General features: G+C 69.3%; 10 protein-coding genes. 5 read left to right on the top strand and 5 right to left on the bottom strand.

Translation table 11 applies throughout. The features are described from left to right. Window positions 1-67: 67 nt before the first annotated feature. Both ACN27E_RS24965 and ACN27E_RS24960 read left to right on the top strand, forming a co-directional pair. Complete coding sequence (locus tag ACN27E_RS24965) at window positions 68-664, top strand: LppP/LprE family lipoprotein (protein ID WP_422745626.1); 597 nt, start codon at window positions 68-70, stop codon at window positions 662-664. A gap of 31 nt (window positions 665-695) precedes the next feature. Further along, window positions 696-4109 carry a TM0106 family RecB-like putative nuclease gene (locus ACN27E_RS24960; RefSeq protein ID WP_422745624.1) on the top strand — a complete coding sequence of 1138 codons (3414 nt, stop codon included), beginning with the start codon at window positions 696-698 and terminating at the stop codon, window positions 4107-4109. Here ACN27E_RS24960 and ACN27E_RS24955 read toward each other — a convergent pair. After that, on the bottom strand, window positions 4106-5986 hold the full coding sequence (locus ACN27E_RS24955; protein WP_422745622.1) for a DHA2 family efflux MFS transporter permease subunit: 1881 nt from the start codon (window positions 5984-5986) through the stop codon (window positions 4106-4108). The genes ACN27E_RS24960 and ACN27E_RS24955 overlap by 4 nt on opposite strands. An 85-nt stretch (window positions 5987-6071) precedes the next feature. Next, window positions 6072-7337 carry a multidrug effflux MFS transporter gene (locus ACN27E_RS24950; protein ID WP_422745620.1) on the bottom strand — a complete coding sequence of 422 codons (1266 nt, stop codon included), beginning with the start codon at window positions 7335-7337 and terminating at the stop codon, window positions 6072-6074. 139 nt (window positions 7338-7476) lie between these two features. On the opposite strand from ACN27E_RS24950, the gene ACN27E_RS24945 reads away from it, so the two are divergent. Together ACN27E_RS24945 and ACN27E_RS24940 are read left to right on the top strand one after the other, a co-directional pair. After that, window positions 7477-8232, top strand: coding sequence for a hypothetical protein (locus tag ACN27E_RS24945; protein ID WP_422745618.1), 756 nt, complete (start codon window positions 7477-7479; stop codon window positions 8230-8232). A 166-nt stretch (window positions 8233-8398) separates the two neighbouring features. Further along, the gene (locus ACN27E_RS24940) at window positions 8399-12250 is read left to right on the top strand and encodes a multifunctional oxoglutarate decarboxylase/oxoglutarate dehydrogenase thiamine pyrophosphate-binding subunit/dihydrolipoyllysine-residue succinyltransferase subunit (protein ID WP_422745616.1); all 3852 of its coding nucleotides are present in this window, start codon (window positions 8399-8401) and stop codon (window positions 12248-12250) included. A gap of 20 nt (window positions 12251-12270) precedes the next feature. On the opposite strand, the gene ACN27E_RS24935 is transcribed toward ACN27E_RS24940, so the two are convergent. After that, the gene (locus tag ACN27E_RS24935; protein WP_422745614.1) at window positions 12271-12672 is read right to left on the bottom strand and encodes a DUF732 domain-containing protein; all 402 of its coding nucleotides are present in this window, start codon (window positions 12670-12672) and stop codon (window positions 12271-12273) included. A 123-nt stretch (window positions 12673-12795) separates the two neighbouring features. Here ACN27E_RS24935 and ACN27E_RS24930 point away from each other — a divergent pair, with 123 nt between their 5' ends. Then, window positions 12796-13626 carry an SDR family NAD(P)-dependent oxidoreductase gene (locus tag ACN27E_RS24930; protein ID WP_422745612.1) on the top strand — a complete coding sequence of 277 codons (831 nt, stop codon included), beginning with the start codon at window positions 12796-12798 and terminating at the stop codon, window positions 13624-13626. Window positions 13627-13634: 8 nt separating this feature from the next. On the opposite strand, the gene ACN27E_RS24925 is transcribed toward ACN27E_RS24930, so the two are convergent. Beyond that, window positions 13635-14480, bottom strand: a complete 846-nt coding sequence (locus ACN27E_RS24925) for a glycine betaine ABC transporter substrate-binding protein (RefSeq protein WP_422745610.1) — start codon at window positions 14478-14480, stop codon at window positions 13635-13637. 8 nt (window positions 14481-14488) lie between these two features. Further along, entirely contained in the window at window positions 14489-15646 is a 1158-nt protein-coding gene (locus ACN27E_RS24920) for an NAD(P)-dependent malic enzyme (protein WP_422750104.1), read from the bottom strand. Window positions 15647-15756 lie beyond the last annotated feature (110 nt).

Below are 15756 nucleotides of genomic sequence, written 5' to 3'. Positions count from 1 at the left end.
AGCGCTTCGAGTCTAGTGCGTGATCGCCCCGCCGACGCCCAGCGCGCCTTTCCGGTGCCGGCCGGCGATGCCGGTACGGTGCGCTGTTGTGAAGCGGTTGGTCATGGCGTCGACGACGGGAGCCCTTCTGCTGACCGCCACAGTGACGCTGGCGGGCTGCGGTTCCGGTGACTCGACGGTGTCCAAGACGCCTGAGGCGACCGCTCCGGTGCAGACCACCAGCGCCGTGCCCACACCGCCCCCGGCGCCGACCGTGGGCCCGCCGCCGACGGCCGCCCCGGCCTCGGATCCGTGTGCGGTCAACCTGGCCGCCCCGGAGATCGCCAAGGCCGTCTCGGCGTTGCCCCGCGATCCGCGCAGCGAACAGGGGTGGAGTCCGGAGCCCATCGCAGGCAACTACAACGCCTGCGCCCAGCTGTCCGCGGTGATCGTGCGCGCGAACTCCAACGCCGACAATCGCAGTACCAGGGCGGTGATGTTCCACCTGGGCAAGTTCATCCCCACCGGAGTCCCGGACACCTACGGCTTCAACGGCATCGACAACACCAACACCACCGGCGACACCGTCGCTTTGAAGTACTCCGGCGACGTCGCCGGTCTGGCCAGCGTGGTGCGGTTCCGGTGGAACGGCAACGGCGTGGAACTGATCGGCAACACCGGCTGAGCTGTCGGCGTCCTGCCCTACAGTGGCAGGCGTGTTCGTCACCGATGGCGGCGTCATCGTCTACAGCGCTTCGGATCTCGCGGCGGCGGCACGCTGCGAGTACGCGCTGTTGCGGGCCTTCGACGCGAAGCTCGGGCGCGGTCCGCGCCGCGTGGTCGGCGACGATCTGCTCGACCGCACCGCCGCCCTGGGTGATGACCACGAACGCCGCACCCTGGGGGATCTGCAGGCCGAGTTCGGCGACGACATCACCGTCATCGGCCGCCCGCACTACACCGACGCCGGACTGCGAGCGGCCGCCGCGCAGACCCGGCATGCCGTCGCGGCCGGCTCGCCGGTGATCTACCAGGCGGCCATGTTCGACGGCCGCTTCGCCGGCTTCGCCGACTTCCTCATCCGGACCGACCAGGGGTATCGCGTCGCCGACACCAAGCTGGCCCGTTCGGCCAAGGTCGAGGCGCTGCTGCAGCTCGCCGCCTACGCCGACGCGCTGAGCGCCTCCGGGGTGCCGGTGGCGCCGGAAGCAGAGCTCGTGCTCGGTGACCGACGGTCGAGCCGGTACCGGCTCGACGAGATCGTTCCGGTGTACCGCGCCCGTCGCACCGCACTGCAACGGCTGCTCGACGACCACCATGCCGGACAGCGGGCGGTCAGCTGGGCCGACGACGTACGGGCGTGCTTTCGCTGCCCGGAATGCGCCGAGCAGGTCCGCGGGTCCGACGATCTGTTGCTCGTGGCCGGGATGCGGGTCAGCCAGCGCGCCCGGTTCATCGAAGCCGGGATCACCACGACCACCGCACTGGCCGCACACCGCGGCCCGGTCGACGGACTCGCTCCGCGCACGGTGCGGACCCTCGCAGCGCAGGCGGCGCTGCAGACCGCGCCGCGGGTGGACGGCAAACCGCCCTACGAGGTGGTCGACGCCCAGCCGCTGATGGTGCTGCCCGACCCCGACCGAGGAGACCTGTTCTTCGATTTCGAGGGTGACCCGCTGTGGACCGGCGACGGACGCGACTGGGGGCTGGAGTACCTGTTCGGTGTCCTGGACATGACCGGCGATTTCACCCCGCTGTGGGCGCACGACCGGGGTGCGGAGAAAGCCGCGCTGCGGGCGTTCCTCGATCTGGTTCGTAAGCGGCGCAAGCGATATCCGAAGATGCACGTCTACCACTACGCACCGTACGAGAAGACGGCCCTGCTCCGGCTGGCGGGCCGCCACGGCACCGGTGAGGACGAGGTGGACGAGCTGCTGCGGTCCGGTGTTCTGGTGGACCTGTTCCCCCTGGTGCGCAAGAGCGTGCGGGTGGGCACCGAGAACTACAGCATCAAGTCGCTCGAACCGCTCTACATGGGCACGCAGCTGCGCGACGGTGACGTCACCAACGCCGCCGACTCGATCACCGAATACGCGCGGTTCTGCGAGCTGCAGGCCCGGGGCCGGGGCGAGGACGCGGCCACCGTGCTCAAGGAGATCGAGGACTACAACCACTACGACTGCACGTCCACCCGCCGGCTGCGCGACTGGCTGGTCACGCTGGCGATCGAGAATGCGGTGCCGCCGATGGGCCCGCAACCGGTCGAGGGCGGTGCGCGGGTGGCCGACGATGACGCGGTCGCCCGCACGCTGGCGAAATTCGCCGGCGACGATCCCGCCGCCCGCAGCCCCGAGCAGACCGCTGTGGCCATGATCGCCGCGGCCCGCGGATTCCACCGCCGTGAGGACAAGCCGTTCTGGTGGTCACATTTCGACCGGCTCAACAGCCCGGTCGACGAATGGTGCGACCACCCGGACGTTTTCGTCGCCGATCGGGCAGAGGTCGTCGAAGACTGGCATCAGCCTCCGCGGGCCCGCAAACCGCGCCGACAGGTCCGGCTGTTCGGTGAGATCGCCGCCGGGGAGCTGAGCCGGGACATGTACGCGATCTACGATCCCCCCGCGCCGGCCGGTCTGGCCGACGACCCGGACCGCCGTGGCTACGGTCAGGTCGAGGTGGTCGGCTGCGACGATCCCGATATCCCGTCGGCCGTCGACATCATCGAGAAGCAGCCCAAGGGCGGCGAGATCTTCGACCAGCTGCCGTTCGCGCTGACCCCCGGTCCACCCATCCCCACCCCCAAGCAGCGTGAGTCGATCGACGCGACCGCTGCCCAGATCGCCGCCGGACTCCCCCGCCTTCCGGCCACGCCGGTCGTCGATCTCCTGCTCCGCCGGCCCCCGCGGACCCGCGGCGGCAATGCTCTCCCCCGCACCGGCGACATCGGCGCCGACATCACCGCCGCCCTGCTCGACCTGGATTCGTCCTACCTCGCTGTCCACGGTCCGCCCGGGACCGGCAAGACGCACACCGCCGCACGTGTCCTCTCCGCCCTCGTCAACGATCACCGCTGGCGGGTCGGTGTGGTGGCGCAGTCCCACGCGGTGGTCGAGAATCTGTTCGCCGACGTCATCGCCGCCGGGGTGGCACCCGAACGGGTGGCCAAGAAACCCGGTGGCGGCGAGGGCGACTGGCAGCGGATCGACGGATCGGCGTACCCGGCCTTCATCGCCGACACCGCGGGCTGCGTGATCGGCGGCACCGCATGGGATTTCGCCAACGAGACCCGGCTGCCGCCGGCCGCGTTGGATCTGCTGGTCGTCGAGGAAGCCGGCCAGTTCAGCCTGGCCGACACCCTCGCGGTGGCGCGTGCGACGCGCAATCTGCTGTTGCTCGGCGATCCGCAGCAGCTGCCACAGGTCAGCCAGGGGATCCATCCGGAATCGGTCGACGAATCGGCGCTGGGCTGGCTCGTCGCAGACGGTCCGGCCGGTCAGAACACGCTGCCCGCCGAACGCGGCTACTTCCTCGAACAGACCTACCGGATGCATCCTGCGGTGTGCGCCCCGGTATCGCGGCTGTCCTATGACCGCCGACTGCACAGTGTGGAATCCATCACCGCGGCAAGGGTTCTCGACGGTGTCGCACCCGGCGTGCGGACGCTTGCGGTGCGCCATGACGGCAACGCCACCGACAGCCCCGAGGAGGCCGCCGAGATCGTCGCCGAGATCGTCACCATGCTGGGCCGCACCTGGACCGACGAGAACGGCACCAGGCCGCTGACGCAGACCGATGTGCTGGTGGTGACGCCCTACAACGCCCAGGTGCTGATGCTGCGCCAGCAACTCGACGCGGCGGATCTGACCCAGGTGCGGGCCGGCACGGTGGACAAATTCCAGGGACAGCAGGCTCCGGTGGTGTTCATCTCGATGGCGGCCTCGTCGAGTGATGACGTTGCGCGAGGGATGTCGTTCCTGCTCAACCGGAATCGGCTCAACGTGGCGATCAGCCGCGCCAAGTTCGCAGCGGTGATCGTGCGATCGTCCGCGCTGACCGAGTATCTGCCGTCGACGCCGAAGGCTCTCGTCGAGCTGGGAGCGTTTCTGGCGCTGACCGGCGACGCGGATTAGGGCCGCGCGTGCCGGCCGGTTGCCGGAAGATCGTCCCGGTCGCGCAACGCATGCCTGCCGGCGGGACGCGGCTGCTCCGCATCGAACCCGTTGTGGGTGAACGCGACCGGTTCGGGGTCGGGGCGCGGTGACACTTCGGGCAGCAGTTCGTCCAGGACGCGGCGCCACGGGTCCTCGGCCGCCGGCGCCTCGGCGCGCTCGGGCGCGACGGTGGTGAGCGGCTCGGTCACGCTGTCGACGGGCGCATCGGTATCCGACGGATCGTCCCAGGCGATGGTGTACTCCAGATACTCATCGTCGTCGGGGATGTCCTCGGAGATCTCGTCGGGTACGTCCTCCGAGACGTCGCTGCGCGCCGGGGTTGCCGGTGGCCGTCCCGCCGGGGCGTCGCGGAACCCGAGCAGGAAGATCGCTGCCACGATCCCGAAGAGGGCGGCGAAGGCCGGCAGGAGCAGTGACTGCGACATCGCCGCGGCGAACGGCTCGTGCAGGAATTGCGGCAGTGCGGCCACCGCGCCCTCCCCCTGCGGTGCGCCGCCGGGCCCGGCAGGCAGCTCGGCGCTGATCCGCGAAGTCATGAACGCGGCCATCCCGGCGCTGCCCAGCACCGAACCGACCTGTCGCGTCGCGTTGTAGACACCCGACCCGGCGCCCGCCAGGTGCGGCGCCAGGCCGCGGGTGGCGGTGGCGGCCAGCGGTGACCAGATGAACGCCATGCCGGTGCCCATCACGAGGAACGGCAGGACCAGCCGCCAGATCGGCGTGTCGGGCTGCATCTCGATCGACAGCCAGGTCAGGGCGATCGCCAACGCCGAGAACCCGGAGCCGACGATCGGGGTCGGGTGCACCCGGTCGACCAGCCGCCCGACGAACGGCGCCAACACTCCCGACGCGATGGCCATCGGAGCGGTCAGCAGCGCGGCCTCGGTGGGGGTGAGCCCACAGACGGCCTGGGCGTAGAACATGACCGGCAGGATCATGCCCGTCACCACGAAGCCGATGGTGGCGATGCCGAGATTCGACAGCGAGAAGTTACGGTCGGCGAAGATCCGCAGCGGGATCAGCGGTTCGCCGGGATTGACCGCCTGCCAGTAGACGAAGCCGGCGAACACGAGCAGACCGGCGGCGATGAGCCCCCAGATCCACCACGCCCAGCCGTGCGCCTGCCCCTCCTGCAGTGCGAAGACCACCAGGAACATCCCGATGCCGGACAGCACCACACCCAGCAGGTCGAATCGTTGTACCGACGTCGCCAGCGCGGGCACATACCGCCAGGCCAGCACCAGACCCAGCACGCCGATCGGCACGTTGACGATGAAGATCCACTGCCACCCGAGATGGTCGACGAGCACCCCACCGGCCAGCGGTCCCACCAGCGTGGCAACCCCGGCCGTCGCGCCCCACACGCTCATCGCCACCCCGCGCCGGTCGGGCGGGAAGATGCGGGTGATCGTCGAGAGGGTCTGCGGCGTCAGCAGGGCGGCACCGATGCCCTGCACCACCCGAGCCGCGATGAGCATCTCGATGGATCCGGCCAGTCCGCACCACAGCGACGCCAGGGTGAACACGACCAGCCCGAGCAGATACAGGTTCTTCGGCCCGAACCGGTCACCGAGGCGCCCGGCGACGAGCAGCGGGACCGCATAGGCGAGCAGGTAGGCGCTGGTCACCCAGATCACCGCGTCGTAGCCGGCACCCAGATGTTCCATGATGCTCGGGTTCGCGACAGCGACGATGGTCGCGTCGACCAGGATCATGAAAAACCCGAACAGCATCGCCCAGAGGGCCTTCCACGGGTCGGCGGCAGCGTCGTGTCCCGGCCGCGGCGGTGCCGCACCGGCCCGGCCCGGGCCACGGGCGGCGGAGGTGGAAGTCATGTCAGTGGGATGCCCTCATGAACGGGTGAACGTGCCGACGCTACGTACCCACCCCGGCGCCGGACAACACCGGGTGGGCGTCGCGTCAGGCCGGTTCGGCCGCGCGGGCCGGGACGCCGAGCAGAACCGACTCGTCATCGGCGGCGGTGTCGTCGGACCGGCCGACGGTGAGCAGGGCCAGCAGCGCCACGGTCATACCGACCAGCATCACCGACGCCAGCGCGAGTTCGTCGTTGCCCAGGACGCCGACCAGCGGAGCCACCACCGCACCGAGACCGAACTGCGCCGCGCCGAGCAGCGCGGCTGCCGTCCCGGCAGCCTCGTTGTGCCTCGAGAGCGCCACGGCCGGCGCGTTGGGCAGGACCAGGCCCATCGCGGCCAGGACGATCCACACCGGCACCACGAAACCGGCGAGGCCGCCGACCCCGGCGACGGTGACGCCGACGAACACCGCGCCGGCCAGTGTCGCGAACCCCAGCGCCCACAACATGATCCGCTGCGGCGAGAACCGCCGCAGCAGCACCACGTTGTACTGGGTCGCGCCGATCAGGGCGATGGCGCCGGCGCCGAAGAGCAGCGCGAAGGTCTGCTGGTCCAGACCGTGCCGGCCTTGCAGCACATAGGGCGCCGCGGAGATGTAGGCGAACAGACCGGACATGCCGAGCGCCGCGACCAGCACCAGCGTCACGAAGCGGGCGTCACGCAGCAGCCGCCAGTACGTGCCGGCGATGCCGCGCACGCGCAGCGGGCGGCGGTGGGCGACGGGCAGGGTCTCGGGCAGCGCCATCGCCGCCATCAGCAGCAGGAGCCCGGCGAGTACCACCAGCGCGACGAACACCCAGTGCCAGGACGCCTGCAACAGGACGGCCGCACCCAGTGACGGGGCCAGCACCGGAGCCACCCCGAGGATGAGGATCAACCGCGACATCACCGTGGCCGCCACCGTGCCCGTGTACAGGTCGCCGACCACCGCCATCGCCACCACTGCCGCCGACGCGGCGCCCATCCCCTGCAGACCGCGAGCCACCCCCAGCACGGCGATGTTCGGGGCGAACACGCACAGCACCGACGCCACGATGTGCAGAGTGATGCCGACCATCAGCGGCCGCCGGCGGCCCAGCGAGTCCGAGAGCGGGCCCACGAGGAGCTGGCCGAGCGCCAACCCGGCCAGGGTGCCGGTCAAAGTGAGCTGCGCGACCGACGACGACACCCCGAGGTCCTCCCCGATGCGGGGCAACGCGGGCAGATACATGTCGATGGTGAGCGGACCGAGGGCCACCAGTGCGCCGAGCACCAGAATCATGCGCAGTCGGCTGGGGGTCACGGCAGGCACAGACGGGGATGTTGCCATGCAAATGGTTAGCGAGTCATATCAATATTTTCTTCCGCCCTGGGCGTAACAGTGACCGCCGTCACCCTGCGACACCCGGCTTCCGGACCCGTTCGACGCCGGGAGGCTAGCCTGGGAAGACAGCATGAGGAGGCCTGCGATGAGTGCTCGGTCGAACCGCAAGAATCAGCTGACCCCCGCCGGGGCGGACGAGGAGAAGCCGGGCGCCGCCGCCAAGGTGCTGTCGCAGATCCTCGAGCGCAGCTCGCGCGCCCAGGCGCCGGCCGTCCGGTCCTACGTCGACCGGCTGCGGGCTGCCAATCCGAACGCCGCACCCGCGGAGATCGTGGCCAAGCTGGAGAAGCACTACATGGGTGCGGTGATGGCCAGTGGCGCGGCGGTCGGATCGGCGGCCGCATTCCCCGGCCTCGGCACCCTGACCGCGATGTCGGCGGTGGCCGGGGAGACCGTCGTCTTCCTGGAGGCCACCTCGGTGTTCGCCCTGGCCGTCGCCGAGGTCTACGGAATCCCCGCGCATGAACGTGAACGCCGGCGCGCGCTCGTCCTCTCGGTGCTCGTCGGTGACGACGGCAAACGTGCGGTCGCCGACCTCATCGGCCGGGGGCGCACCGGCGGCGGCTGGATCGGCGACGGCGCCGCCACGCTGCCGCTGCCCGCGGTGTCCCAGCTGAACTCGCGGCTGCTGCGCTACTTCGTCAAGCGCTACGCCCTCAAGCGGGGCGCACTGGCGTTCGGCAAAGTGCTGCCGGTCGGGATCGGCGCCGTCGTCGGCGGCGTCGGCAACCGGATGATGGCCCGCCGGATCATCGCCAACACCCGCACGGCGTTCGGCGATCCGCCGCATCGCTGGCCGGCGACGCTGCACATCCTGCCCTCGGCGCGTCCTCAGCTGTGACCAATACGACCACAAGCGGCCGTACCGGCGTTGACGTGGTCTGCCCGTTTGCATAGCGCTAGCCTTAAGCGGTGGAAAAGCGGGTAACCGCTGACAACGAGCGGCGAGCGGATTTGCCTACCGGACATGCTCGCCCGAGTCGAAGGAATCGAGGCGAGCAGCTGCCGTGAGCAGTTCACCTTCACCATTCGGTCAGAACGAATGGCTGGTCGAGGAGATGTACCGCAAGTTCCGCGAGGATCCCTCCTCGGTGGATCCGAGCTGGCACGAGTTCCTCGTCGACTACAACCCGGAACCGACGAGCGACAACGGTTCGTCGGCCGGCTCCACGTCGGGCAACGGCACGTCGCCCCGCAGCTCGACCGCCACCGCGCCCAGGGCGCCGGCCGAGCCCGCCCCGGCGCCCGCGCCCAAGGCGCCCGAGAAGCCGGAGAAGAAGGACACGGCGAAGCAGCCGGCCGCGGAGTCCACATCGGCGGAGAAGCCGGCGGCGAAGGCGACTCAGAAGCCCGCCGAGAAGAAGGCCGACGACAAGAAGGCCGACGAGAAAAGCACCGACGACAAGAAGCCGGCCGCCACGAAGTCCGAACCGGCTCCGGCCGCCACGTCGAACTCGTCCTCGGACGCCGACGAGAACCAGGTGCTGCGCGGCGCCGCCGCGGCGGTGGCCAAGAACATGTCGGCCTCACTCGAGGTGCCGACGGCCACCAGCGTGCGCGCCATCCCGGCCAAGCTGATGATCGACAACCGGGTCGTCATCAACAACCACCTCAAGCGCACCCGTGGCGGCAAGATCTCGTTCACCCACCTGATCGGGTTCGCGATCGTGCGCGCGGTCGAGAAGTTCCCCAACATGAACCGCCACTTCGCCGAGGTCGACGGCAAACCCAACGCGGTCACCCCGGCGCACACGAATCTGGGCCTGGCCATCGACCTGCCCGGTAAAGGTGGTGCGCGGCAACTGGTCGTCGCGGCGATCAAGAAGTCCGAATCGATGCGGTTCGGCCAGTTCATCGCCGCCTACGAGGACATCGTGCGGCGCGCCCGCGACGGCAAGCTCACCGCCGAGGACTTCTCCGGGGTGACGATCTCGCTGACCAACCCCGGCACCATCGGCACCGTGCACTCGGTGCCGCGGCTGATGCGCGGGCAGGGCGCGATCATCGGTGTGGGTGCGATGGAGTACCCGGCGGAGTTCCAGGGCGCCAGCGAGGAACGCATCGCCGATCTGGGCGTCGGCAAACTGATCACGCTCACCTCGACATACGACCACCGCATCATCCAGGGCGCCGAGTCCGGCGACTTCCTGCGCACCGTGCACCAGCTGCTGCTCTCCGACGATTTCTTCGACGAGATCTTCCGCGAACTCGGCATTCCGTACGAGCCGGTCCGGTGGCGCACCGACAACCCGGACTCGATCGAGGACAAGAACGCCCGGGTCATCGAGCTGATCGCCGCGTACCGCAACCGCGGCCACCTGATGGCCGACATCGACCCGCTGCGCCTGGACAACAACCGGTTCCGCAGCCATCCCGACCTCGACGTGCTCACCCATGGTCTGACGCTGTGGGACCTGGACCGCGAGTTCAAGGTCAACGGTTTCGCCGGGTCGGAGCGCAAGAAGCTCCGCGACGTGCTGGGCCTGCTGCGCGACTCCTACTGCCGCCACGTCGGCGTCGAATACACCCACATCCTCGAACCCGAACAGCAGAAGTGGATCGAGGAGCGCATCGAGGTCAAGCACGAGAAGCCGACCGTCGCCGAGCAGAAGTACATCCTGAGCAGGCTCAACGCCGCCGAGGCGTTCGAGACGTTCCTGCAGACCAAGTACGTCGGCCAGAAGCGGTTCTCGCTGGAAGGCGCCGAGACCGTCATCCCGATGATGGATGCGGTGATCGACCAGTGCGCCGAGCATGCACTGTCCGAGGTCGTCATCGGTATGCCGCACCGCGGCCGCCTCAACGTGCTGGCCAACATCGTCGGCAAGCCGTACAGCCAGATCTTCGGCGAATTCGAGGGCAACCTCAACCCGTCGCAGGCCCACGGCTCCGGCGACGTGAAGTACCACCTCGGCTCCACCGGCACCTACATCCAGATGTTCGGCGACAACGACATCGCCGTGTCGCTGACCGCCAACCCCAGCCACCTCGAAGCCGTCGACCCGGTACTCGAGGGCCTGGTGCGGGCCAAGCAGGATCTGCTCGACGAGAGCCGCGACGCCGACGAATCCGCGGTGTTCCCGGTGGTACCGCTGATGCTGCACGGTGACGCCGCGTTCGCCGGGCAGGGTGTGGTGGCCGAGACGCTGAACCTCGCCCTGCTGAAGGGCTACCGGACCGGCGGCACGATCCACATCATCGTGAACAACCAGATCGGGTTCACCACCTCGCCGCATGCGGCGAAGTCCTCGGAGTACTGCACCGATGTCGCGAAGATGATCGGAGCGCCGATCTTCCACGTCAACGGCGACGATCCGGAGGCGGCGGTCTGGGTGGCCAAGCTGGCCGTCGACTTCCGGCAGAAGTTCAAGAAGGACGTCGTCATCGACATGCTGTGCTACCGCCGCCGCGGGCACAACGAGGGCGACGACCCGTCGATGACCCAGCCGTCGATGTACGACGTGATCGACACCAAGCGCGGCGTCCGCAAGACCTACACCGAAGCCCTGATCGGCCGCGGCGACATCTCCATGAAAGAGGCCGAGGACGCCCTGCGCGACTACCAGGGACAGCTCGAACGGGTCTTCAACGAGGTTCGCGACCTGGAGAAGCACGAGATCGCGCCGAGCGAGTCGGTGGAGTCCGATCAGCAGATCCCGACCAAACTGGCCACCGCCGTGGACAAGTCGCTGCTGGCCCGGATCGGCGACGCGTTCCTCAACGTGCCCGAGGGCTTCACCGTGCACCCCCGCGTCAAGCCGGTGCTCGACAAGCGCCGCGAGATGGCCTACGAGGGCAAGGTCGACTGGGCGTTCGCCGAACTGCTGGCGCTGGGCACGATGATCGCCGAGGGCAAGCTGATCCGGTTCTCCGGTCAGGACACCCGCCGCGGCACGTTCACCCAGCGGCATTCGGTGGTCATCGACCGCAAGACCGGGCAGGAGTTCACCCCCCTGCAGATGCTGGCGACCGACGCCGACGGCAACCCGACCGGCGGCAAGTTCCTGGTCTACGATTCGCCGCTGTCGGAGTTCGCCGCCGTCGGTTTCGAATACGGCTACTCCGTCGGCAACCCCGACGCGATGGTGCTGTGGGAGGCGCAGTTCGGCGACTTCATCAACGGGGCGCAGTCGATCATCGACGAGTTCATCAGCTCCGGTGAGGCCAAGTGGGGCCAGACCTCCGACGTCGTGCTGCTGCTGCCGCACGGTCACGAGGGACAGGGCCCCGACCACACGTCCGGACGTATCGAGCGGTTCCTGACGCTGTGGGCCGAGGGGTCGATGACCATCGCGATGCCGTCCACCCCGGCCAACTATTTCCATCTGCTGCGCCGCCATGCCCTCGACGGCATCCAGCGGCCGCTGATCGTGTTCACGCCGAAGTCGATGCTGCGCAACAAGGCCGCGGTGAGCGACATCCGCGACTTCACCGAGAACAAGTTCCGCTCGGTGATGGAGGAGCCGACCTACACCGACGGCGACGGCGACCGGGACAAGGTCACCAGGGTGCTGCTCACCAGCGGCAAGATCTATTACGAGCTGGTGGCCCGCAAGGCCAAGGAGAAGCGCGACGACATCGCGATCGTGCGGATCGAGCAGTTGGCCCCGCTGCCCAAGCGGCGCCTGGCCGAGACGATGGACCGCTACCCGAACGTCGAGGAGAAGTTCTGGGTGCAGGAGGAGCCGGCCAACCAGGGCGCCTGGCCGACGTTCGGGCTGACGCTGCCGGAGATGCTGCCGGACTACTTCACCGGCATCAAGCGCATCTCGCGACGTGCCATGTCGGCTCCGTCATCGGGATCGTCGAAGGTGCACGCGGTCGAGCAGCAGGAGATTCTGGACGAGGCGTTCGCCTGAGGGACGAAGGCGGTCCCAGCTCAGAACAGGTTGGGGATCGCGGGGAGGCCGGGCAGACCCGGTAGCGGGATCGGCGAGTTGCCTGCGGCCAGGGCCGAGACCGCGCCGGGGCAGAAGATCTGGATCGCCAGGCCGGTGAACATGGTGGCCGGTCCGAGCGGTCGGCCGATCGCATCGGAGACGTCGGCGGCGACGTTGGCGAGGTTCTGGCCCGGCTCGGCGAGCATCGGGCACACCTGCTGGCCCACCCGCGCGGCCGTGGCCTGATCGATGCCGGCCAGCCCGGAGCCGTTGATGGTGGACAGGAACACGTCGGTTGCGGTGTCGGCCTGGGCCGGGGCGGCCGCCAGGGACAGCGCGACGCTCGACAGTCCGGCGGAGACGATGAGCGAGGCGGCGGCTACACGGTGGATGCGCTTCATGCCGGGGAATCGCGTCGGCTCCGTCGATCGTTACCCCGATACGAGTGATCGTTACCCCGGTACGAGGTGGTACCGCTGGTACCGCTAGTGTCGTTTCGAGTCGACCGACCAGAAGGAGTGCATATGCAGGGCTTCGCCGGGAAGGTGGCGGTGGTGACCGGTGCCGGTTCGGGTATCGGACAGGCGCTGGCGATCGAGCTGGCACGTTCGGGCGCCAAGGTGGCGATCAGCGACGTGAACACCGAGGGCCTCGCGGTCACCGAGGAGCGCCTCAAGGCGATCGGCGCGTCCTACAAATCCGACCGCCTCGACGTCACCGAGCGCGAGGCGTTCCTGCTCTACGCCGACGAGGTGCGTGAGCATTTCGGCAAGGTCAACCAGATCTACAACAACGCCGGTATCGCCTTCACCGGCGACATCGAGGTCTCCCAGTTCAAAGACATCGAACGGGTGATGGACGTCGACTTCTGGGGGGTGGTCAACGGCACCAAAGCGTTCCTGCCCCACCTGATCGCCTCCGGCGACGGACACGTCATCAACGTCTCCAGCGTGTTCGGCCTGTTCTCGGTGCCCGGCCAGGCCGCCTACAACGCGGCGAAATTCGCGGTCCGCGGCTTCACCGAGGCGTTGAACCAGGAGATGGCGGCCGCGGGACGTCCGGTGAAGGTGACCACGGTGCACCCCGGCGGGATCAAGACCGCCATCGCGCGCAACGCCACCGCCGCCGAGGGGCTCGAACCCGAACAGCTCGCCAAACTGTTCGACAAGAAGCTCGCCAAGACCTCACCGGAGACGGCGGCCAAGGTGATCCTCGAGGGCGTCCGCAAGAACAAGTCGCGCGTGCTGATCGGCAACGACGCCAAAACCCTCGACGCGGTCATCCGGATCGTCGGCCCGCACTATCAGCAGCTGTTCTCCAGAGTCACCGGCAAGCTGCTGCCCCGGCCGCACTAGTTTCCCGATCAGTCCCGCAGCGGGTGCGCGATCAGCCATTCGTCGGCGACCACCGCAGGGTCCGCGCCGTCGCGCACCCGGGCCCGCATCTCGGCCAGCGCCGCGGTGTCGAGCACCCCGGCCACCTCGTTGACCGCCAGCACCTGCGCTTCGTCGAGGGTGTTGCGGCGATAGATCGGCACCACGTTCTCCGCCCGGATCAGCGCGGTCGGGTCGGCCAGGATCACCAGCTCGGTCGGCACACCGGGCGCTGCGGTGGTGGTCCAGGCCGCGTTGATCTCGCCGCTGCGCAGCGCCGCGAACAGCTGCGACGCATCGGGGAACCGCTTGGGTGGCGCCGGACGGCACGTCCCGACCGCCGTCGGCACCGCGCCGGCCCGCACCGCGCCGGCCCGCACCTCCGCACAGCGGCGCACCAACGTCGACAGATCCTCACCGCCCCAGGCGGTGGCCGTCGCCTCGGTGACCGCGACGGCGGGTTTGTCCTCCGCCGAGGTGGTGTAGTCGCCGGCGGCCAGGCCCTCGGGTAGGGCCGACACCATCTCCCGGTAGACCTGTTCGTCGGCGCGCGCGCTGGCATCGGGTTCGAACCGGGTGAGCAGGCGGCCGGTGAACCCGGGCACCACCGCGATGTCACCGGCGTCGAGCGCCACCAGCGGATCGTCGGCCTCCTCGATGCGGGTGCCGGTGCCGTAGTGCCGCAGCGCCGCCGCGTAGAGGTGCGCGATCACCTGGGACTCGTCGTCGGGGTGGGTGCCGATGGACAGGGTCGGACCGGCCGGCGGGGCGCCGCACGCCGCGACCAGCATCGCGGCGCCGACCACCAGCGCCCTGACCAGCCCGCGCTGCGTCATGAAGCCGCTCAGGACTCGGCGGCCGCCGCGACCGCGGCGGCCACTGCCGGACCCACCCGCGGGTCGAGCGCACTCGGGACGATGTGATCGGGGGCCAGCTCGTCGCCGACCACCGAGAAGATCGCCTCGGCCGCGGCTACCTTCATCCGCTCGGTGATGCGGCGAGCACCGGCGTCGAGCGCCCCGCGGAAAACGCCCGGGAACGCCAGCACATTGTTGATCTGGTTGGGGAAGTCGCTACGGCCGGTCGCCACCACCGCGGCGTATCTGCGGGCCGCGTCGGGGTGGATCTCCGGATCCGGGTTCGACAGGGCGAACACGATGCCGGCCGGCGCCATCGTCGCGATGACCTCTTCGGCCACCAGGCCGGCCGACAGCCCGAGGAACATGTCGGCCCCGTCCAGCGCCTCGGCGACGCCGCCGGTGCGGCCGGCGGGGTTGGTGCGCTGCGCCAGGTCGGCTTTGACCGGGTTCAGATCGTCGCGGCCGGTGTGCACGATGCCCTTGCTGTCGAGCACCGTGATGTCGGCGATGCCCTGGGCCAGCAGGATGTTCGCGCACGCCACCCCCGCGGCGCCGGCCTCGGAGATGACCACGCGCAGCGAGGTGAGGTCACGGTCGAGCACCTTCGACGCACCCAGCAGAGCGGCGAGCACCACGATCGCGGTGCCGTGCTGGTCGTCGTGCATGACCGGACAGTCGAGCGCCTCGATGACCCGGCGCTCGATCTCGAAGCAGCGCGGCGCCGAGATGTCCTCGAGGTTGACCGCGCCGAAGGTGGGGCGCAGCCGGATGAGCGTCTCGACGATCTCGTCGGGGTCGTTGGTGTCCAGCACGATCGGGATGGAGTCCAGACCGCCGAAGGTCTTGAACAGCGCGCTCTTGCCCTCCATCACCGGCAGCGACGCCGCGGCGCCGATGTCGCCGAGGCCGAGCACCGCGCTGCCGTCGCTGACCACGGCCACCAGCCGGTTGGCCCACGTGTAACGCGCCGCCAGACTTTTGTCGGCGGCGATCGCCCGACTGACCTGCGCCACACCCGGGGTGTAGGCGATCGACAGCGCGCGTTGGGTGTCCAGCGGCGAGTTCAGCTCGATGCAGAGTTTCCCGCCCTCGTGTGCGGCGAAGATCTCCGCATCATCGATGACGACTTGCGGCGTGCGCACATCGGTCACGGCGTCAGGGTAACCAACCGGAGACCTCGGCGGCCGGGGTTCCCCCGCCGGGAGGGCCGATGTCAGCTTCTGCGCGTACGATGCGTTCGCCCTGTCACGCC

It is taken from the genome of Mycobacterium sp. WMMD1722 (assembly GCF_049315205.1).
In the GTDB taxonomy this organism is placed as follows: domain Bacteria; phylum Actinomycetota; class Actinomycetes; order Mycobacteriales; family Mycobacteriaceae; genus Mycobacterium.
Note: the sequence above shows the minus strand (reverse complement) of the source record. Positions and strands in the feature narration are given on the sequence as shown.